Here is a 19760-nt window from a genome sequence, read left to right on the forward strand (position 1 = left end):
TTATCACCTCATATTATAAATTATATTTTCAAGATACGGCAGACCTGAGTGCAGCAGTAACTGATAATTTTCATCTTCTCTCCTGACACGGACATTGCTTTGTATATGATCAGGGTAGTAATTACCGAATTGATATTCTTTTTTCTTCATTTTTTTTGACATTCTGTCGAATTCGTCCTGCTCATCTTCATCAAGTGGTTCTGCAAAAATGCTCATTTTTGCAAGATATGCCGCATATGACGAAACCGGTACAACAGCAGGGGCTTCAAATCCCATATTGCTTAAGTCAGATATGACAGTTTCAAGCGTAGCAGTAACGGAATCTTCTTTTTTCCTGAAGCGATCCAACTTATTTACAACAAAAATAATTTTTCCGTGATAATTGTCCAATATGAACAACAGATGTTTTCTGTCGTCATCCGTTCCAATATTTTCACCATTCAACAGATAAATCAGCAAATCCGCGTCTGTACTGCAAATGGTTTTTTCGGCAATTTCCCGGTGAGAAATATCCTGGGAAGAGTTCACTCCAGGCGTATCAATAAACCAGATCCGTTTTGCCTTTGTACCAACCGTCCTAAAGAAAGAGCCAACCATAATTACAGAACTTCTGTTATCTGAGTTATCTTCCATTAAGGTTTTATAATCCGCATCCAACTCTAACAGATGATCCAATTCGTAGCAAAAGCCGTCATCGTATGGCTTATTTAAGATGTAATGTATTTTTGCTGTACAGGCGTCGTTTTGCGTTTTATTCACTTTCTTACCCACAAACGCATTCAAAAGCGTTGATTTGCCTGCGCTCATATTTGCAGTAACAATTACCTTAATCGGCTTATCCCCTGTAAAAGCCCTGTTTTGATCCCAACAAGTCTTCAAATACTGTATTTGCTCAATACCCTCAACGGAATCCGAACGGTCATACAGAGAATCAAATACCTGCCGAATCTTTTTCTGATACCGTTTGCGATATATAGATGAGAGTTCTGCAAAAATCTGTTCTCCCTTATCCTTATCTTCGTATGCACAGATAAATATACAATCAATGATCAGGCAGTATCGGTATGTAAAAAACTTAAAAATTCGGAATTTTGTCGCCAATACAGGTTTTGAATCGCGCTGCAAATTGAAATTCCTGTATTGGTAATTATCCTCATTACCAAGGACTTTTTTTATATAAAGTTTCAGTGTCTGATTTGCCCATGCGTCATTTGCCGAATACTTGCGGATAAAGTATTCCAGTATATTGATATACTTTAATTTATAGCTCTGCTTTTCGTTTAAAATAGGATGATTTCTCAGCATCTGGGATGTTTCTAACATGATTGGATTCATACTTGTTATCTCCGGGTAATTACATTTATTGGTTTGCTTCATCATACATTCTGTTCATAGCAGGAATTCCACTTCTTTGTTCCTTAAAAAATCTCCACTATCTGCATATTTCCAGCCGATATATCGTATATACGATATATATTATACGTCTTTTATCTATTGTCCATCGTTTTGCCGAAATAAAATTATCGTAATAATTAATTTAAAAGAGGTGGTATTATGTTCAATGTACTGGAACGGTTACAGGAGCTGCGGGAAGCCAGAGGGCTTTCTGTATACAAGCTGGCAAAGCTTTCAGATATCCCTCAATCCACGATCGCAACCTGGTACCAGAAAAATCTGCTTCCGCCTGTCGATAAGCTTGAAATCATCTGCAATACGTTTGGCATCTCCCTGTCCGAATTTTTCAGCACCGGAACCAGAAAATCATTGAATCAGGAGCAAGAATTATTGTTAGACAAATGGGGCCTGCTGAACCGGAAGCAGCGCGAGGCTGTTCTCTATATCATAGAAGCTTTTTTAAGGTGACTTTCACATCCTGGGAACTGGCGCACCCAGCCAGTTCCTCCTGCCGCCGCCTGCCAGTACAGCATCGCATAAATATCGGATGCTGAATTCACCGTTATTTATGCAATGCTGTACCAGGATGATGCGCGAATGTCATTTCCGTCTCGCCGATGTAAAAACAGGATCCCTTTTCGGGGCCCAGAGCGCCAAATGGCGCGGGAAATCTGAATATATGACTGCTTCTGACACTATTTTTTTGAAACTATCATCTGTATGATAAATATCGGAATAAAAATGAAACCAAACAGAATCGCTAACGAGATCTTCATCGTATAGAAAGCTCCATGGTTACGAATAATATAGCTCCTCTTTGAATACCATACCCTGTCAATCGCTATATAGGATAAAATAATATATGCAAATAATAACAAGCTGTTCATAAATTATCTCCTTTTCCTGTTTCGTATTTTTGTTTTGCCATTTCCTTTTGTATCGGCTTATCCGGTGTTTTTGCACAGCCAAATTCCGGGACAGCCATCTCCGTTCGCATTACGCGTTCATTCCCCGGGTATTTCATCGCCCGGGCCTCCGCCTTCCGCGCCGCTTACACACGGAGCAGGGCCCGCATCAGCCGCACCCCATCCTTCAGCCCGAACAAATAAAGCCCTTCCAATTCCCCGCGCGTAACCGCGATGATGCTGTCCGCGAAACTGCTGTTCTCCCTCAGGATTTCCGGGCGCTGCTCTTTTAAAAGCGCTTCCCACCGTTCTATCAGCTCCGTTTTCTGACGCTCCTCCTCCGGATATGTCTTCCCCCATTCTCTCCCGGAGCAGGCAATCCGTTCTGCAATCAGCATGCTTATTATTTTTTCCGTCTCTGCATCGATCCCTGTCCGCCTGCCGTTCCTTTTCTGGTTTTCATTTGCTTCCACAGCCTGTGACCTCCTCAAAATCTGATTGGTTCTTTCTCCTGATTCCCTGCGTTCCATATTCTACCAGATTTTTATTTTCAATTTGTAAAAACCATTTTTGGCCAACGCCCATAACAGTCCAGGGTTATCCGAACTGTTACAAACGCTCTTTTGGACAGCCGCGCTTTTTGTTTTCTGTATTTGGCGCACAGAAAAAAACGGGCATCACGCCCGTTTTACCGTTTAAACTCTATATTCTGGTACTGATACCTTTCTGAAAACCACCTCAGCTCCTTATAAAATTCTTCTAATTCCACATCTTCTTCCAATACCGGCTTTACTTTTTCATAAATATTGATGATGTCCTCCACATTCCGGCTTGTGACAGTCCCGTGCAGGACACTGGAAAATTCCGTCCATAATTCTCTCTGCCTGACCGCGTCCGCCGTATCATCCGCACACCGCCATTTTGTCGGAATTGTTCCATTAACTCCGGCCGGGATCGCCATGATATACATCCAGAATGCTTCGTTCTCCCTCTGAGCCTCCGCAAGCTTATCCGCGCATGTGATGAGCCTGTCCCGGAATTCCCGGGCGCTGTTCCCGGAATCGCTTTCACGGGCCCGTTTGCCATATTCGCCCAGCAGCTTTTCATATAAATCTATGATCCGTTCTCCCGCCTTTTGCCATTTCTTTAAACGCATATAGCAGGAAACCTGTTCTAACGCTGCATACCAGTATTCGTCAAATCCGCTGTATGCATACCGGCCCAGGATGGGGTCAAACACCGCGAACAGCCTTTCATAACAGAGTTCTTCCATCGCACTGTTTTCTACCTCGTTATACGCGCGGGCTGCCTCCTTCCATATTTCTATCCGCTGCTCTTCTGATTTTCCCGCGGCGTCATGCTCCGCTAAAAGAAGGTAATTGCATTTTCTCTTTTCTTCCAGCGCCTGATCATAATCGTAATCACTGCTATTGGAATAGCAATGTCCGATAGCTTTATGGATCAGGCTGTACACATACGCATCTTCCATTCCGCTTTGATCATACAGCTCGTTTGCCCTGAGGGCATGTGAAAGGGCTTCTTCGCCCTGTTCTGCATACATCCGGGACAATGCCTCGCTGTAACAGAGCCTGGCCATCACCTGCTGCCTGGCGTATTCCGGCTTTTCTTCACAGAGCCGCAAAATATAATCCAGAAACGGGATCGTGTTTTCCCACATGTATCCGTCTTTCGCGCGCTCTCTGTACGCAAATGCCTTTTGTATTTTATCGGCCTCTTTTTCCTGATGATCCGCCAGCTCCACCAAAAACTCCACAAGTTCTTCTGAACATGTTTCTTCTTCTGGAAGCATGGAAAAATACATAGCGGCGCTTTTCCAGTATTCCTGCTTTTTTTCAGCGCATGGTTCTATTTTATATAACCGATAATATGCCGCGATCAGCCATTTGATGTGAAAGGCGTTATTCTCCTCTTCCACATACCGGATATTATAATGAATTAACTCTTCGCTGTACTTCCTGGCTTTTTCGTCATTTTTTTCTTCCATAAACAAGTCAATCAGTTCGCAGCACACATGATTCGTATACAGAACGTTATGCCCGTATTCGCGTTCCCTATCGATTTCCAGTATTCGTTCCAGATATTCTTTTGCCGTATCCCTGTCATCCAGCTTCAAATAGATATGCGCAATCTGGCGCAGCGCAGTCTGGTAGGGCTCTGTCCCCTCCCCGCAGGCTTTCTGATAGTATTCCACCGCCTTTTGGTATTCCCCTTGTTCTTCCGCCTCCTTCGCCAGATCTGACAAATCTGCATGGCCCGGCCCTATATAGACTGCCGCATCCCCCGGCTCCCGGAGGCTGTCGATAATCTGCTGGTATTTATATGCCGTTTCTGCATTGCCGTAATAAATGGAGCGGTACATGGATGTATAATCATCGGTTCTGTAAAACTCCTGCATCTGGCGGAACAGCCTTCTCTTTTCACCCAAATCCAGCCCGGACTTCAGAAAGTATCCCGCTGCATCATCCAGCAAATTCATCATCAAATCCATGATTCGGTCCAGATAGGGTTGTCTTTCTGTCTGCATTGACCAGAACAGGCTGTCTGCCACAATACCATCCAGCTCGCCGGCCAGTTCTATACAAAAGGTTCCAAGAAACGCAGGCTCTTCGCTGAAATCCCTGGCATAAGCGTATGCTTTTCTTGCTAACCTGCAGACTTCCACGGATTTTTCTTCCCAATATCTGTCCTCGTCAAAGTCATCCCTCTCCAGCATTTGCGCAGACAAATCATCATCCGAGCCCGCCGCCTGCATCTTCACCCGGCAGATCCTCTGCAGCAGATCCCTTGAGCCCCTCTCCGCATTTGGCAGGCAGATTTCTTCTGCGCGATCCAGGTACTCTGAATGTCTTGCTATGTGTTCGCAGTACGATACGCACAGCCCGGCATAAGCCAGATTCGCTCCCCTCACTCTGCGGATAAAATAGCCCAGCAGCTTTCTTTGGATCCGCCGTTCCACATGATTCGGCATACTCTCTCTGAGATAGTCTGTCATTGCGCCCACGATATGAGGGCAGTTTTCAGCGCATGGCTGCATATCGTTATATACCAGATCCAGAATAATCTGATGCAGCGATATCTTGCCGGAAGCTTCATCATACTCCACCCAGCCCCGGCGGATCAGTATGTCCAATTCCGTTTCATGATCCTCTGCGCCGCAGTATTCACAAAACCTTTTTTTCGCAATGCGGACATAGCCCAGAAGCGACAGGCTTCTCATCATCTCTTCCTGTTTTGCAGAAAACCCGGATAAATCAAACAGGGCCAGCAGATGGTTATGGATGCTCTCTGCCCGGAGCCTTCGGTCCTTTCTGTGGCGGACGCCGGTTTCCTCTGTACCGGCAATCCCCTCTGTTCTCAGCAGTTTTTTCAAGAGTATCCCCGGCCTCTCGCCTGTGGTGCGCAGATATTTTGCGATCAGCTCCACCGTCATGGTATGCTGGTCTACTATCTCAATGATTTCCTGAATCTGCTCCTGCTCCTCCGGGCCGTATTCCTGTGGATGACAGACCCGGAACAACTGAAGGATTTCTTCTGCCTCCCCCAGACGTTCCACATCAATCTGCGTGTAATCATAGTCCCGGAAAACCTCTCTTGAGGTAATTAAAAATCTGCACGGGCACTCCAGTATTTTTTCCAGATTCTCGTCATAATCCACATCAAAGTTATCGAGAATGATGAGGTCATTGGCTGAAACAACGGTCTTTAAGATACCAAGCTTTCTCTCAAAATACTGCCCGTTCGTCTCCTCCTCCCCCTGTTCAACGCCATTGATGCGCAGATCATCCCTGCAAACCGTTTCCAAAATGGAGTCCGCAAAGGGGACAAATACAACTTTTCCGTATTTTCCGGCATTCTCAAAAGCATATCTTTTGGCAATCTCTGTCTTTCCGATCCCTCCGATCCCTGACAGAAAGACAAGCTGCTGCCCGGAATCAAAGATTTCCCCTATTTCCAGCAATTCTTCCCTCCGCCCGATAAAGCAGGCCGAATTATAGGAAAAATTGTGGTATAAAAAGACACGGCCAACATCTGACATACGGATCAGCGTTTCGAGCGCCGCGATCAGGTTGTCAATGCATTGGTACCTGCTGAAAACCGATGGGGCGATTGTCTTATGCAGAAACACGCTCATCTCCCGGTATAAATCAGGCTGATACCGCTCATCTCTTATCTTCATCCGGCTGAAATCATAATTGGCCTCCACTGCGCCGTCAAACGCATTGGGCGTCCTTCCGAACAGCTTGTAAAAAACCACTGCGCCGATGGAGTAGATATCAGTCCCTTCGCATATCCTGTTTCTGTTTCCCCGCGCCAGCTCCGGGGCTGCAAAACCATCCGAAAATGAAAGCCTTACCGCCGTCCCGTCTCTCAGCTTCTCTTTTTCCACCAGAGAATCAAAATCAAACAGAATCATATGCTCCTTTGTCTCAGGAATTAAAAAAATATTCTCGGGCTTGATATCCAGATAGAGCACCCCATGGTCATGATATTTTTTTATGATCTTTGCCAGTGTGAGGATCCGGGTAAACAGGGACTGCAGATTCTCATCCGCATCCCGGCGGTAATCCCTGCCCTCCATGCATGCCATGACAGAATAGCGGGTATGATGGCCGGAAAAGAGATCCATTGCATCCACCGTAGAATTGATCAGCCCCAATGTATGTTTTAAAGCCACGTTTTTTGCATACGCCGCTTCAAATTGTTTCTTCTCTCCTTCAAACGCATCCTCCGCGCCAGGCGGCGCTTCCAACCCGCCGTCCTGCTTTCTCCGTATATCCAAATGGCAGGGATAGCATTCTTTCAGCCGCACCAAATGCCTGTGTCCTGATGTATCCGTGCAGAATGCGCTATATACAATGCAACTGGCGCCTCTCCCGGCTTCCTCAATGATCGTATATTTCACTCCGGCCTCTGACTCTACCGCCGCTCCTTTTGCAAGCGCTGTTCTGTCATCCAGCATCGTCCCCCCCTTTCTCACGAAATCAGCCGCTCCGGCGCATAAAATCTTATGTTCCGCTTTCAGCAGCGCGAAAATTCATCCTCCTAAACAGGCCGAATTGTAGTATAATGAACACAATTACAGCAGTTAAAGGAGAATGAATAATGGCAATTACATCTACACAGTCCAGTGACAGCTTTAACTGGCCAATCGATTCTGATAAGGCGGATCCGGCCTATGCCCTGGAATATTTAAATAATCCGGAACATTTTCCTTCGTTTTCATCCGGACTGACAGAGCTGATCAGTAAATATGGATACAAAGGACGCCCGGACCATACCGATGACAAAACCCGTTTTCTCTTATCTAAGCTCTCAGAAGCAGAGATATCCATCACAAAATCGACGGTTCTCGACTGGTTCAGGGAAAAGCGCCGCCCCAATTCTTCCTCCGAAAGCAGGGAACATATGTTTCATGTATGCTTTGCCCTGTCCGTCTCCCCGGCCGATATGGAGTGGTTTTTCGGCCGTGTTTATTTTGACAGGACATTCAACTGCCATACCGTGGAAGAAGCGGTTTATGATTACTGCCTCACCCATAAGCTTCCCTATCGCCATGCTGAAAAGCTGATTGCCGTCATCCGCGCGTTCCCTGACCCCAAATCCCCCTCCGGCTCCGGGACCGTTTTTACAAAAGACATCATCCATTCTCTGAAACGCTGTGAAACCGATGAGGAACTGCTCCGCTTTTTCAAACATAACAAACATATTTTCCATCAGTGGAATCAGACTGCCATGAAATATATCAACGGGTTTGACAAGCTCATACGGGGAAAGAAATCGGACAAAGCCGTGATAAATGCATGCAAAGCCGGCAAGACATTTCTCCCCAAAGAAGTCCGTCAATGCGGCCTTATCGTACAGGAATACCTGCTGGCAGCCCGCGGCGGCCGATTTGATTATATCTCCGGCAAGAGTATCGACTCTGTAGATTTTATGTTAGAGCGGATGATTACCCTCAATTCCGGCCTCTCCAGGCAGGCGCCGGTCCCCCTCTTCGTAAAACGGAATTTCCCCAGCAAAAAAACGTTTTCTGATATTTTAAACCGCTGTGGAAGCTCCACTTCCTATGATTCCATCCGGAAATGCCTGATTTTGTTAAAATTTTATCATTTCTGGGCAGCCCTGCTTTTACAGCCCGATTTAATTGACCACAGTCCCTTTGACATTTACTGCGACGAAACCAACGCCCTCCTGGCCGAATGTGGTTATGAAGACCTTTTTCCGGGAAACCCCTACGACTGGCTGTTCCTCTGGGCTTCGGCCTGCAAAAAACCGTTGGATGCTTTAAGAGGGGTAATCAGCAGCATAGACAGCGCATGACCGGCCTGCCTAAATATTATCACATCTCAGACAGCATTTTGCCGCCAAACGGTTTTCATGACAGTTTCTTACTGCCGCCAGACCTTTATATCGCTGCGCAGGCGTAACCGTTCGGATAACCTCTGAACGGTTACACGCAAGCTTCCTTCTCCCATGCCCTGATTGTCTCCACTGGAAATTCTAAAACTTCTGCTATCGCTTCCGGTGAGTCGCCTCTCTTTAACATATTTCTGGCTGTTTTTTTGGCTGTTTCCTGCCTGCCTTCCTGTCTGCCCTCATCCATTAACATTCTTCCAACCTGCGTCACTCCCAACACCTCCTTAATATATTGCCTGGTTTCCTCGCTGATTACCTTGTCGGTAAAACTCAGTATTCCCGCCAGCACAAAGGATTCCTGTTCCTTATCCGATATCTTCCTTGCCAAATCCACGCATTCTTTGATTGCCTTCTGTTTCTTTTCTTCCCCCTTGTAAGTCAGCGGAAGAATCACCAGATGCATAAGCGTCTCATCTGTAATTGTCTGATTCTCAATACTCTTCCTGGCCTGCTCCAGCCATTCCTCTGACGGCGCTCCCGTCAGATACGCCGCTTCTGTCTGTATCCTGCAGGCTGTCCGCCCAAGTACCGTCTCCGCCCTCTCAATATCCGCCGTATATAATACCATCATATGGATATCCGGCTCTTTTCCCTCTTTCAGATACCGCTCGATCACATCTACGATATAGCGCCCATATTTGGTAAAATTGGTTTTCCTGTATTCACTCTCATAGTCCAGAATCGCAACGCTTCCATCTTCCAGCTCAAACAAATTATCCATCCGGAGCTCTCTTGCCCGGACAAGCGGAATATCGGTCGGTTTGACATCCACTACTTTTAAGTCCGTTCCCAGCCCAAACAAAGACAGCGGCTTTCCCTTCATGTGATTTCCAAAAAGCTTTGAAACAATATCTTTATTCTGATATGCTACTGCAATACCTGTATCTTTCGGCCCCATTCAGCTTCCTTTCTCTTTTGATCTGTACGATTTAATGCATTGCCTCTGTTTTTATTATACTGAAAAAAGCTCTGTGATTCAAGAAAGTACAGCAAAAAAATCCGGCCCGCCTGTGCTTTCACAGGTGGGCCGGATAAAAAGGGGAGGTTGTGGATATACTGGATTTTCACGGTTTATTACCGCTTAAATCCGGCATATCCGCTGCCTTTCCTTTTATTTTTTGATTATTGGGGTTTATGATTATTTAACTATTTGGTGTATAAATTGGTGTATGGATGTTTACACCACCGCACACGCTTCCTGTTCCCAAACTTTAATCGTTTCAACGGAAAGTTCTAAGACCTCGGCTATCTCTTCCAACGAATCCCCTCTTTTCAGCATATTCCTGGCTGTCTTCTTTTTCGTTTCTTGCCTGGCTTCATCCATCAACATCTTCCCAACTTGCGTCATCCCCAACACCTCCTTGATATATTGTTTCGTTTCATCACTGATTATCTTATCGGTAAAGGCCAGTATTCCTGCTAACACAAACGTTTCCTGCTCCTTATCTGGTATCTGCTTTGCCAGGTCTACACAATCTTTAATGGCTTTCTGCTTCTTTTCTTCCCCTTTATAGGTCAAGGGGAGGATCACCAGATGCATCAGCATTTCGTCCGTTATATTACCTTCCTCTATGCGTTTCCTGGCGTCCTCCATCCATTCCTCTGACGGAACCCCGGCAAGGTAAGATGCTTCCACCTGTATCCGGCAGGCAGGCAGTCCGTTCCATGCTGGCCTTCGCTTCCTCAATGTCTGCCGTATACAGTACCATCATATGGATATCCGGCTCTTTTTCTTCCCTGAGGTAACGGTCGATCACATCCATGATATAGCGGCCATATTTGGTAAAGTTCGCCTTCTTATAGGCACTCTCATAATCCAGGATTGCCACGCTTCCATCTTCTAGCTCAAACAAATTGTCCATCCTAAGCTCCCTGGCCTGGACGATGGGGATATTTGTAGGCTTTACATCTACCACCTTCAAGTCGCTTCCCAATCCAAACAGCGAAAGGGATTTTCCTTTCATCCTGTCCCCAAACAGCTTGGAAACAATGTCTTTGTTTTGATACGCAATCGTAGCATCAGTATCCTTCTTCTTATTTGTATCCTTTTCTTCCATCCGGTTCCCCTTGTCGATAATTGGCCCCACAGTCAACTATTGATATCTTCCTCTTGCATAAAGTTGATATTTACCAACGAATATGACGTTCATCAATCATTTTTTTGCATTTTTTACATACAGCAATCCGTTTCGTTTTCCGCTTTATGATTTCCACTTTCCCCAGCGGATTCATACAGTATGGGCAATACTTCCAGTGTTCCTCTGGCGGGGTTGTAAAACCAAATGTCTGCTGCATTCCATCACCCTCTTTGCTATAGTCAAGTACGGTTCAATTCCCCCGCAATCGTTTGAATCTCATGGATTGATAATCTGGGGACATATTCCTGGATCTCCTCTACAGAAAATTTTCCGGATTTCAGCATATTCATAACTGTTTGGGTTGCTTCTTCTTGTCTGGCCTCATCCATCAGCATCTTTCCAACCTGCGTCATGCCTAACACCTCATTGATATATTTCTAATTAATTTGATTTTTATGCCATTGCACAAGCTTCTTCTTCCCAGGTTTTAATCCGCTCAACCGGAAGATCCAAAATATTCGCTATATCATTTAAAGAATCCCCCCGCCTCAACATATTTAACGCTGTTTTCTTTGCTCTTTCCATATCCCCTTGCTGCATTCCTTGTTGCATTCCTTGCTGTATTCCTTGCTGTATCCCTTGCTGCAGTCCCTGCTGTCTAGCTTCGTCCATCAGCATCTTTCCAACCTGCGTCATTCCAAGCACCTCCTTGATATACTGCTTCGTTTCATCACTGATTATTTTATCTGTAAATGTCAGTATCCCCGCCATGACAAAGCTCTCCTGTTCTTTATCCGGTATCTGCCTCGCCAAGTCCGCACATTGCCTGATTGCCTTTTGCTTTTCTTCCTCCCCTTTATAGGTCAATGGCAGGATGACCAGGTGCATCAGCACCTCATCCGTAACCTTGCCTTCTGATATGTGCCTTTTGGCATCCTCCAGCCATTTATCGGAAGGGACTTCCATCAGATAGGAGGCTTCTACTCGTATCTTACAGGCCGTACATTCCAAAATCGTGTTAACCTCTTCAATATCTGCTGTGTACAGCACCATCATATGGATATCCGGCAGCTTTCCCTCCCTTAAGCAGCGGTCCAGCACCTCCATAATGTACCGGCCATATTTTGTAAAATTTTCTGTCTTATACTGACTTTCATAATCTAAAATCGCCACGCTCCCATCTTCCAGCTCAAATAGGTTATCCATCCTAAGCTCCCTGGCCTGGACGATTGGAATATTCGTGGGCCTTACATCCACTACCTTCAAATCACTTTTTAAATGGAACAGCGATAGGGATTTCCCTTTCATCCGGTCACCAAAAAACTTGGACACGATGTCTTTGTTTTGGTAGGCAATCGCCGTGTCGGTATTCTTCTTTACATCCTTTTCTTCCATCCAGTTCCCCTTATCTTCATTTGCTATAGGGCAGCCAAGTTCCTGCCCTTATTTATGTCTTTTCACCTTTCTAACCCTATTATACAAAAAAAATTTATGCCCTTCAAGGGCAATCCCAAAATCCGCCTGCCCTTAAACTATGGCAGGCGGATTTCCCCATGGATGCCAGTATCTGCAGCTTATCTGCAGCTGCCCATCACCATAATATGCTGCAGACTCCACCCCCTGTTTCCCGGGCCAGCATAATACAGTCTTTTTCTTGGCTGTAATAGTATACCATATCTGACAAGATATCCTCCGGTGCTACCTCCTTTCGGTTGATTTCCCTGACGATTGTTTCTGCTTCCTCCCAGTCAAAAAAGCCATCAATTTTCGCCAGGATGGTTTCATGGATGCTGGAAGGAAAGATGATAAAATCACCTCCCATCTCTTCTGCCATCTCCTTTAAAACGCCGGGATACAGGATGGACGCTGCTCCTCTAACGTTTACTGTATTCGTCAGCACATACATAAGGTCAGATGGATTTCTTCTTTCTTTTCCCGGGATTCCCATCACTTCATCGTGGCAGCTCCCCAGCAGATTCCCGAAATCTGGTATCCCTTCTGTTATCTCCTTAAGCATATCTTGCAAGCGCATCCATTTTACTGGGCACAGCTTTGGCGTATTTTCTTCTGCTAGTTGCCACAAGGCATCTATGTCCGTCCCCCAAAGCTCCATATGGCGGTTCGTCACCTTGGTGGTCACCCGCCCATGCTCTCCCTGCCCCAGCACAATCATGAATACTGCTGTAAGGTCACCACATACTTCTTTATATGGAAGCTCCCTCAGCATTTCCTGGTTTCGGTCAAAATTAACCAGCTGATAAATCAGCTTTCCCTTAACCTTCTGGAAATCGAACATCTCCCGAAGTATTCCATCGACAGCTTCACAAAATATTTTTCCCATCTGACTTATAGAGTTTCCCTGGGCTGTGGAATCCCCATTCTTTATTTCTCCCAATATCTCTTTTTCAACACGGTACATATTTTTTCCTTTCTTCCAATCATTTGCTTTTATCCGTTCTATTCCCCTCACTTAAGCAAGGAAAATCCATTTTGCTATGTGGATTCCTTCTTTTATCCCAAAGCGGTATACATCCTCAATTTCCCTTCCTTGGCAGGCCACCAGCCAGTCCAGGAAATCACTCCCATCCTTCTCCATCTCTGGATATTTCCCAGTGAACAATTCCCTCCATTTGTGGAACTGCTCCTGTTCTTCCTGGGCATCCCCCGGGCTTTCTTTCTCCCTCTCCTTGCTGAAATAAGACAATCTCTCTGCCAAAAGCAATTCCAGCAAGTCTTTTGTTTCATCATCCAATGTATCCCAAAGCCATTGCCCAAAGTCTGGTTCCTGGGCCGCCAGCACTTCCTTTATTTTTTCTGCGTTATCTCCTTTTTTCCTATCCATTTTCACACGTCCTTCCTAATTTCAAAATTTCTTTTCTGCCCCTGGATACACTATGCCGCTTCCCTGCTTTTTGAATTTTTAAGGGATTTCATGGCTTTCCTATACGTTTCCCCATCTATCTGCTCGGGGGACTGGAGATGGTATCGGGCCAGTACTGTATCCAATGTAACCCCGGTCCGCTCCAGTTCCCTTTTCAGCGTATCCTGCTGTTCCTGGCTAAGGTATCCCAATCCATTCCCAGGCATATTTCCGGCTGCAGCTGCCTTCTTCTTTGCCAACATGGCATCCTTCCTTTTATCCATGGAATATACAGCCTGCCCCTTAGCGTTTACCACCACGAGAAAATCAATCGCTCTTTCCTCGTCATAAGAAATTGCCTGCACCCGGAACCGGTCGCTGGTATAATATTTCTGCTCCCTGTCCTTTTCCTTTTTTTGGATATTTGCAACTTCTGCAGGAATCCAGATAAAGGGCGCTGTATACAGTTCCCTGCCCAGCCCCCAGTTAAAGCAGGCCCGCTTAAAGCTGTCCGATGCCTGCCCCTTCTCTTTCTCCGAATAGCTCATGGTTCCCACATCCTGCTTCCCGACCCACTGTCCTTTCTCATGGTCCCAAATCTCTACTGTGCAGTATAAATTTCCGTCAATCATCTGATGGCTCCGCTTCCAGCCGAAAGGCGTAAAGGTTTCATCCAATATTTTTTGGTCAACACGGGCATCCTTGAATAAAAGCAGGCTTAAGCCCTTTTCATTAATCATAGAAATTCTGCATTCTATCTCATCTGCACGAAGCAGTCTTATCTTAATATCACTCACTGCTTTCTCTTCTCCTTTCTAAATCTCCATGCGCCCGGCGGAGAACGCACTAACACACATAAAAGTCTGGCGGGATACCAGTTCCTATGCTGCCTTGATGGTGAATCTCCTGGATGTAGTCGTTCTGGCAAAATCCCGATAAACCTCCGGCCGCTCCTCCTTCATCCGTTTGGTGTCCAGCTTTGTAGTGTCCACATTCGTCCAACTAATTCGGTACTTCTCATTCACCGCAAGCTCATTGTCCTGCATGAAACACTTGATTTCCTGCTCAATCTGCTTCTGTTCCTGTTCCAGTTCCCAAATCGTCTTAAGCAATGCTTCCCGCCGCTCCAGCTTTTCATCAAATCCGACTAAGGGAACCACACTATTCTTCCTGGCGCTATGGTAATATTTTGCCAATACTTCGTCACAGGCTTTAGAACCGTCCGGCTCCGGCATCACTCTCGGGATAACGTGCTGGTTCCAGAAGGCCTCCTCAATTGTAATCAGTGTTTGGATTACATGATCATCCCAGGTGATCTTCTGGTACTGGAACCCGCTTCCCAGGATGACTACCGCGATATACCATTCCCGTTTCCCGGTCACAGCCATGTAATGGAGACATTGAATCAGATAGTGGGGCGGAATCTGCCCCTCTTTCCACTTTCCTGCCTGGAAAGCATTGGCCGTCTTGCATTCCAGGCCAGCATCCTCCCCTACTACCAACCGGTCCACGTCCGCCAGCATAAAAGGATAATCCCTGTTCCGGTACATCTTATTGGAGCGGCGTACTTTTAGCCCGGTTTCCTCCATAAACCGTCTGGCTACGTACTCCTCCAAGTCTCTGCCTTGGCGCATGGCCTCATTATCCAGGTCGATAATCTCTTCCGAGATTTTATCCTGGTATACCTTCATCGGGCTGCTATATGGATTCAGTCCGCAGACTGCTCCGGCATCTGAACCACCTATCCCAGATTTCCTCATGCGCAGCCATTCTTCGCGGCTGATTCCTGCAGTTGATATGGCACTTCTCATCATCGTTTCTTCTTCTCCTTCTCTCAATCTACGCTCAAACAATTTAATCGATTTGCATAAAGCAAAAACAGGAGTGCCTTCTAAGACACTCCTTTCTTCTCGTTCTGCTGTTTCCGACACCTGCACTACCACCACTTAAATAATTTCACAATTACATGTATAATTGCAAATGGCATCTCTCGTCCTCCCTCGTTTTATCTCCTGTCTTTCCCCGGCTACGCTGTTTTCAGCAACTCATAAGCCCGGTCAATCATAGCATTCCCCTCCACTGTTTTTGCGAAAAGGCATTCCTTATAATTGGCTCTTTCCCGCAGCGGCTTAGCATGAGTTGCAAAGTCGGATACAGCATTTAAGAACCGGTATCCATTTTTCCCCACATGCTTTAAATCCGGTGCATCAAAATATCGGGCCTTTAAATCTTCCTTTAGCCGCGCCTGATTTTTTTTCTGCAGAGACGTAGGGGAATCATACACAGGAAACAACTGGTCAATATACTCCATTACCTTCTGCTCGGAAAGCTTTATCCTGCGCAGCTCCTCAACGGTTTTCCCCAGTTCCTTCATGTAGGTTTCTGCACGGAACAAGGTATCCTTGGCATCCTCGATCTTAAACTGAATATTCCCTGTATGCGCCGCCGACCAACACCGCTTAGCCTGGGCTAATGCCAGATTCAGCGTATTCATGCATACGACCCGGATTGGTGTCATGGCTACTTTGATCGCCCCTGTCCCGTCATGGGCATTCATAAATACCAGATAGGGAGTGATTTCATCCCCGCTGATGATATAGCGTTGGGGAAGCCTTGCCAGAATCCAGGTCCGCTTGCCATCCTGCAGAGAGCCTGCAGTCTCATAAGTAATGCCTTCGCCTAACAGGGCATCTGTAAAGGCGAAGGCATCTTCATTCTGTACGACTTTGTAACGGTTTGTCACTACACCCAAAACCTGGCTGTCCTTATCCCGGATATTTGCTCGGAAACCAGGAATCAGCTGTCCGTTCCCAGTCATAATCGGCTTCTGAATCACCTTCCAGTCCAGCCCAGCCAGCTGCAGGGCCGCACGGGAATTAGGCGCTTCTTCTACTCTGGTTCCCAGGCCATGCCAGGGACATTCTCTTGTGTAAAACATGGTCTCAACTTCTGCTGACATTTCATTACCTCCTTGAATTTTGATTGGTTGTTATATTTCAGGGAGATAATATATATTAGAAACACTTGATGATACAAATCCTGTACTGAAATAGGATTATTTCTCATAGGATGAAATCAATGCAACATTGTTTTTCTGAACTTCTGTCAGTATATCATCCGAAAACTGATCGGCAGGAACCCTACCGCTATACCAGCTTTTTCCCTCAAAATACGCCTTCAAATCAGCAGAAGAAAACTGTCTGCCATACGCGGCATAAATCTCATTCCTGGCAACTCTCAGCTCATCTGCACTCAAGCCGGCAACATCCTCTGGGCTCAGCGGCTCATAAAAAGATTTCCAAAGGAGAAGCGAATCCCCATAAGGATTATTACTTCCGGATTCTTCCTGCAGATTTCCGGCAGCATCTTTCGGATATGCTTCCATGTTAGAAAAATATCCCCCAGATAATTCTGACGCAGACATTGTTTCCACAAGTCCTGCCAGCATTACCAGCGTTGTACCTTGGGCTTCTGGCTCATTCCCGTCGGAAAGACTAACAACAGGCATTGCAATCACCCGGACAAGATCACCCTTCACTGCATTGACGTTCATATTCGGATACAGGACATAGTACAAATTTCCTTCTGTATCTTCTGCTTCAATTTCTTCCATATCTGCATTTTCATCCCAAATCTGATTCACCTGCAGATTTTCTAAGAAAGCGAATGTTCCGTTATATCTCAGCGGATTTTTCGACATATAGGCATAATCCAGGCTGTAGTTGATATAAGGTTCCAATTCATCCAGGTCATCATAACCAGCTGGGAAAAAATTTGGATTTGCGTTGATAAAATCTTCCTGTTCTTCTGCGAAAATCGTTTCCAGGTTATCCTCCTCATCATAATCCAAATATTCTTTGTTATCCTCCATGTCTTCATCGGTTTCTATGTAGGATTCTGATGAAGCAGTATTTCGTCCTTTATCACGATCCGGATCCTTTTTGACAAATAGTGATAAGATTGATGCCGTAATTAAGGTAGCTATACAAAAGCAAGCGAACCATTCCATAAATACTGGCCGCCAGCCAATATAGAACACCGTTTTAAAAATTTTATGATATATTCTATTGATCACTATCGTCAATACGATTATTACAATAAACATCATTGTTGCTAACATCTCTTCTATTCCTCCCTTATCAAACCTCAAAAATATGTATCTCTAAAATGTATAACCAATCCGCTTTAACTCAGAAATAAGGTCAAACGCCTTCTTCCATTCTTTCCGCTCTTTTGCTCTGCCCAAATTTCCAATGATACCCAGAATACTGATAATAACCGCAATAGGAAACGCCAGTGGAAAAATCGCGGTTAAAAATATTCCGATAACGACAATTAAGACAGCCCCAAGCAGGGTATTTCCCATTCCGGTATCCTTATATTCTTCTGCCTGCTTAAGCTCTTCTGACAGCATCCTTTTTGCATTTTGGTTCAGCAATTTTTTCTCCTTTTCCCTTGCATCCTCCGGAACTTCAACCGTCCTTAGAAACTGCCAGGCCCCGCTGAAATCCCTGCGCTCTAAAAATCTTTCTATCTTTTCCGGCAGCATTTCAACTTGAAGCGCCTCCAGTACCTGCTCTATTTTTTCCAAATATTCATTCACATGAATATACTGAAACGAATGAGAGCGAAGCTTCTCCATTGCCGAGGAAATACTTGCTTCATCGTCAATATCTACTGCATTCAGCGTATCCTCGCAGTATTTAAGCTCTTCCCTGGCCGCCCTTGCTTCTTCATCGGAAGAATAAAGCACCCCGTCCACTGTCCGAAAATTCGTATCAAAATTCTTTAATTTCTCCTCTAAATCACCAATCTCCTTCTCGACGGAAATCTCCTGGAATCCGGCTTCCGAAAGTTCTTCCTGTGCCTTCAAGATACTTGCTTTATCCAGACTGTCAACCGAGTTGATAATTTCATTTTTTAGGGCTCGTTCTACTTCTTCTAAGTAGCTCTTTTTTGGATACCGCTCTACCGGATAATCTCTTAGCTGCAGTAATCCCTCCCAAATTGATTTTTTCTCTGTCAATGAAATCCCTGAAAAAATGTGCTCCAGCTCCTGCTTCTCTGCCTTCGCTGCCTCCGCTTCCTGAATAGAAGAATATGTCGTCGCCTCAAAGATCCTCGCTTCGGTTTCCAGCCGATTGTAATTATCCTGCACTTTTTTGAAAACAGGGCTGGATGCTTCATCAATTCCATAATATTGAGCTTTCGGTTTTAATTCCTCTAACAGTTTCTGATATCCGGCTAAATCTTCACTCTCTGGTTTTAAAGCCATGTCTTCCAATAACTGATTCTTGTATGCGTTCAGTTCTCTTCCACACCCAAAGAATCCGGCCATCGATTGGAGCTCTTTTTTTTCATCTCCAAATCTGGAAAGGGCCAGCCGGTAAAACCGGATATTGTACGGGTCGAGTTCAAATAGCTCGCCCATCATTTCTTTAAATTTGCTGCCTTCCACTTGTAGCTTTTCAAGATTTCCCAAAATGGCATTCGCTCTCTCCGATTCTTCCTCATATCGCGGTTTATATTCTATGCCAAAGCGTTCACTCCCACAATCTGTATTTGCGAGCAGGATATTAAAGGCATCATCACTTAACGCCTGCAGCAAACGTCCTACAGTGTCAGGATTCTCATACAGTTTCCTTTTCTTCTCCTTCGCCTCCCAGCTTGACCCGATATTGCCAATCGCATTAAAAATACCATGTCCGATTCCGCTGGCTGCGTTAAGCATCCCTGCTGTCGCTGCTCCTGCGATTGCACCGCTTAAGCCAAACCCGCCGCCGGTCCATCGTCCGCGCATATTTTTGCGCATGGTCCGGTATTGAGCTTTCTGCTCCTGGGTCATGATAATATTACTATATGCATCCATAATCTGGTCATAAACGGAATCGACTGCAAGACTGTTCCCATGATATAACGGCATGTAATAATCCCGAATAAAAATATCGGTTGTTAAATCCAGTGCCCCTCTTTCAATCCATCGATTTGCAAGCATATTTATGACCTTACTCAAACTTCCCACATTAAAAATGGGATTTGCTCCTTGAAAAATCAATACTTTAGCTCACAAAATAGCGCTCAGGC

Annotated in this window: 18 protein-coding genes; 2 read left to right on the top strand and 16 right to left on the bottom strand. The window is 45.4% G+C overall.

All coding sequences use genetic code 11. The features are described from left to right. Window positions 1-3 precede the first annotated feature (3 nt). Window positions 4-1335, bottom strand: coding sequence for a dynamin family protein (locus NFS31_RS03900; protein ID WP_251491826.1), 1332 nt, complete (start codon window positions 1333-1335; stop codon window positions 4-6). Between the two features lie 219 nt (window positions 1336-1554). Here NFS31_RS03900 and NFS31_RS03905 point away from each other — a divergent pair, with 219 nt between their 5' ends. After that, window positions 1555-1863, top strand: coding sequence for a helix-turn-helix domain-containing protein (locus tag NFS31_RS03905; RefSeq protein WP_251491828.1), 309 nt, complete (start codon window positions 1555-1557; stop codon window positions 1861-1863). A 583-nt stretch (window positions 1864-2446) separates the two neighbouring features. Here the strand turns inward: NFS31_RS03905 and NFS31_RS03910 are convergent. Together NFS31_RS03910 and NFS31_RS03915 are read right to left on the bottom strand one after the other, a co-directional pair. Further along, window positions 2447-2773, bottom strand: a complete 327-nt coding sequence (locus NFS31_RS03910) for a hypothetical protein (RefSeq protein ID WP_251491830.1) — start codon at window positions 2771-2773, stop codon at window positions 2447-2449. A gap of 215 nt (window positions 2774-2988) precedes the next feature. Further along, a complete protein-coding gene (locus NFS31_RS03915; protein ID WP_251491833.1) occupies window positions 2989-7281 on the bottom strand; it encodes a tetratricopeptide repeat-containing protein kinase family protein in 4293 nt (1430 codons plus the stop codon). A 143-nt stretch (window positions 7282-7424) separates the two neighbouring features. Here NFS31_RS03915 and NFS31_RS03920 point away from each other — a divergent pair, with 143 nt between their 5' ends. Further along, window positions 7425-8642, top strand: coding sequence for a hypothetical protein (locus tag NFS31_RS03920; protein WP_251491835.1), 1218 nt, complete (start codon window positions 7425-7427; stop codon window positions 8640-8642). A 130-nt stretch (window positions 8643-8772) separates the two neighbouring features. Here the strand turns inward: NFS31_RS03920 and NFS31_RS03925 are convergent, their stop codons facing one another. The 13 genes from NFS31_RS03925 to NFS31_RS03985 form a co-directional block, all read right to left on the bottom strand. Then, window positions 8773-9636, bottom strand: a complete 864-nt coding sequence (locus tag NFS31_RS03925; protein WP_251491837.1) for an RpnC/YadD family protein — start codon at window positions 9634-9636, stop codon at window positions 8773-8775. A gap of 279 nt (window positions 9637-9915) precedes the next feature. Beyond that, complete coding sequence (locus tag NFS31_RS03930) at window positions 9916-10332, bottom strand: RpnC/YadD family protein (protein WP_251491839.1); 417 nt, start codon at window positions 10330-10332, stop codon at window positions 9916-9918. Beyond that, on the bottom strand, window positions 10298-10795 hold the full coding sequence (locus tag NFS31_RS03935; protein ID WP_251491841.1) for a hypothetical protein: 498 nt from the start codon (window positions 10793-10795) through the stop codon (window positions 10298-10300). Before NFS31_RS03935 ends, NFS31_RS03930 begins: the two co-directional genes overlap by 35 nt. A 70-nt stretch (window positions 10796-10865) precedes the next feature. Beyond that, a complete protein-coding gene (locus tag NFS31_RS03940; protein WP_251491843.1) occupies window positions 10866-11033 on the bottom strand; it encodes a hypothetical protein in 168 nt (55 codons plus the stop codon). A 22-nt stretch (window positions 11034-11055) separates the two neighbouring features. After that, on the bottom strand, window positions 11056-11229 hold the full coding sequence (locus NFS31_RS03945) for a hypothetical protein (protein WP_251491845.1): 174 nt from the start codon (window positions 11227-11229) through the stop codon (window positions 11056-11058). A gap of 40 nt (window positions 11230-11269) precedes the next feature. Further along, a complete protein-coding gene (locus NFS31_RS03950; protein ID WP_251491847.1) occupies window positions 11270-12211 on the bottom strand; it encodes a BMP family protein in 942 nt (313 codons plus the stop codon). A 196-nt stretch (window positions 12212-12407) separates the two neighbouring features. Further along, window positions 12408-13235 (bottom strand): DUF5688 family protein, encoded by an 828-nt coding sequence (locus NFS31_RS03955; RefSeq protein ID WP_251491849.1) that lies wholly within the window; start codon window positions 13233-13235, stop codon window positions 12408-12410. 51 nt (window positions 13236-13286) lie between these two features. Next, a complete protein-coding gene (locus NFS31_RS03960) occupies window positions 13287-13658 on the bottom strand; it encodes a hypothetical protein (protein ID WP_251491851.1) in 372 nt (123 codons plus the stop codon). Window positions 13659-13708: 50 nt separating this feature from the next. After that, a complete protein-coding gene (locus NFS31_RS03965; RefSeq protein WP_251491853.1) occupies window positions 13709-14473 on the bottom strand; it encodes a hypothetical protein in 765 nt (254 codons plus the stop codon). 84 nt (window positions 14474-14557) lie between these two features. Further along, window positions 14558-15490 carry a YqaJ viral recombinase family nuclease gene (locus NFS31_RS03970; RefSeq protein WP_331482472.1) on the bottom strand — a complete coding sequence of 311 codons (933 nt, stop codon included), beginning with the start codon at window positions 15488-15490 and terminating at the stop codon, window positions 14558-14560. A 212-nt stretch (window positions 15491-15702) separates the two neighbouring features. Next, the gene (locus NFS31_RS03975; RefSeq protein ID WP_251491855.1) at window positions 15703-16635 is read right to left on the bottom strand and encodes a DUF932 domain-containing protein; all 933 of its coding nucleotides are present in this window, start codon (window positions 16633-16635) and stop codon (window positions 15703-15705) included. Between the two features lie 96 nt (window positions 16636-16731). Then, the gene (locus NFS31_RS03980; protein ID WP_251491857.1) at window positions 16732-17796 is read right to left on the bottom strand and encodes a YARHG domain-containing protein; all 1065 of its coding nucleotides are present in this window, start codon (window positions 17794-17796) and stop codon (window positions 16732-16734) included. Window positions 17797-17838: 42 nt separating this feature from the next. After that, the gene (locus NFS31_RS03985; RefSeq protein ID WP_251491859.1) at window positions 17839-19599 is read right to left on the bottom strand and encodes a hypothetical protein; all 1761 of its coding nucleotides are present in this window, start codon (window positions 19597-19599) and stop codon (window positions 17839-17841) included. Between the last annotated feature and the right edge of the window lie 161 nt (window positions 19600-19760).

This window comes from Otoolea muris, assembly GCF_943193115.1.
In the GTDB taxonomy this organism is placed as follows: domain Bacteria; phylum Bacillota; class Clostridia; order Lachnospirales; family Lachnospiraceae; genus Otoolea; species Otoolea muris.

What these genes read in the sequence shown, in the direction of transcription:
- NFS31_RS03900 (WP_251491826.1), bottom strand. Translation starts at nt 1,335, where the DNA reads ATGAATCCAATCATGTTAGAAACATCCCAGATGCTGAGAAATCATCCT.
- NFS31_RS03905 (WP_251491828.1), top strand. Translation starts at nt 1,555, where the DNA reads ATGTTCAATGTACTGGAACGGTTACAGGAGCTGCGGGAAGCCAGAGGG.
- NFS31_RS03915 (WP_251491833.1), bottom strand. Translation starts at nt 7,281, where the DNA reads ATGCTGGATGACAGAACAGCGCTTGCAAAAGGAGCGGCGGTAGAGTCA.
- NFS31_RS03920 (WP_251491835.1), top strand. Translation starts at nt 7,425, where the DNA reads ATGGCAATTACATCTACACAGTCCAGTGACAGCTTTAACTGGCCAATC.
- NFS31_RS03925 (WP_251491837.1), bottom strand. Translation starts at nt 9,636, where the DNA reads ATGGGGCCGAAAGATACAGGTATTGCAGTAGCATATCAGAATAAAGAT.
- NFS31_RS03930 (WP_251491839.1), bottom strand. Translation starts at nt 10,332, where the DNA reads ATGGAGGACGCCAGGAAACGCATAGAGGAAGGTAATATAACGGACGAA.
- NFS31_RS03935 (WP_251491841.1), bottom strand. Translation starts at nt 10,795, where the DNA reads ATGGAAGAAAAGGATACAAATAAGAAGAAGGATACTGATGCTACGATT.
- NFS31_RS03940 (WP_251491843.1), bottom strand. Translation starts at nt 11,033, where the DNA reads ATGCAGCAGACATTTGGTTTTACAACCCCGCCAGAGGAACACTGGAAG.
- NFS31_RS03945 (WP_251491845.1), bottom strand. Translation starts at nt 11,229, where the DNA reads ATGACGCAGGTTGGAAAGATGCTGATGGATGAGGCCAGACAAGAAGAA.
- NFS31_RS03950 (WP_251491847.1), bottom strand. Translation starts at nt 12,211, where the DNA reads ATGGAAGAAAAGGATGTAAAGAAGAATACCGACACGGCGATTGCCTAC.
- NFS31_RS03955 (WP_251491849.1), bottom strand. Translation starts at nt 13,235, where the DNA reads ATGTACCGTGTTGAAAAAGAGATATTGGGAGAAATAAAGAATGGGGAT.
- NFS31_RS03960 (WP_251491851.1), bottom strand. Translation starts at nt 13,658, where the DNA reads ATGGATAGGAAAAAAGGAGATAACGCAGAAAAAATAAAGGAAGTGCTG.
- NFS31_RS03970 (WP_331482472.1), bottom strand. Translation starts at nt 15,490, where the DNA reads ATGATGAGAAGTGCCATATCAACTGCAGGAATCAGCCGCGAAGAATGG.
- NFS31_RS03975 (WP_251491855.1), bottom strand. Translation starts at nt 16,635, where the DNA reads ATGTCAGCAGAAGTTGAGACCATGTTTTACACAAGAGAATGTCCCTGG.
- NFS31_RS03980 (WP_251491857.1), bottom strand. Translation starts at nt 17,796, where the DNA reads ATGTTAGCAACAATGATGTTTATTGTAATAATCGTATTGACGATAGTG.
- NFS31_RS03985 (WP_251491859.1), bottom strand. Translation starts at nt 19,599, where the DNA reads ATGCCGTTATATCATGGGAACAGTCTTGCAGTCGATTCCGTTTATGAC.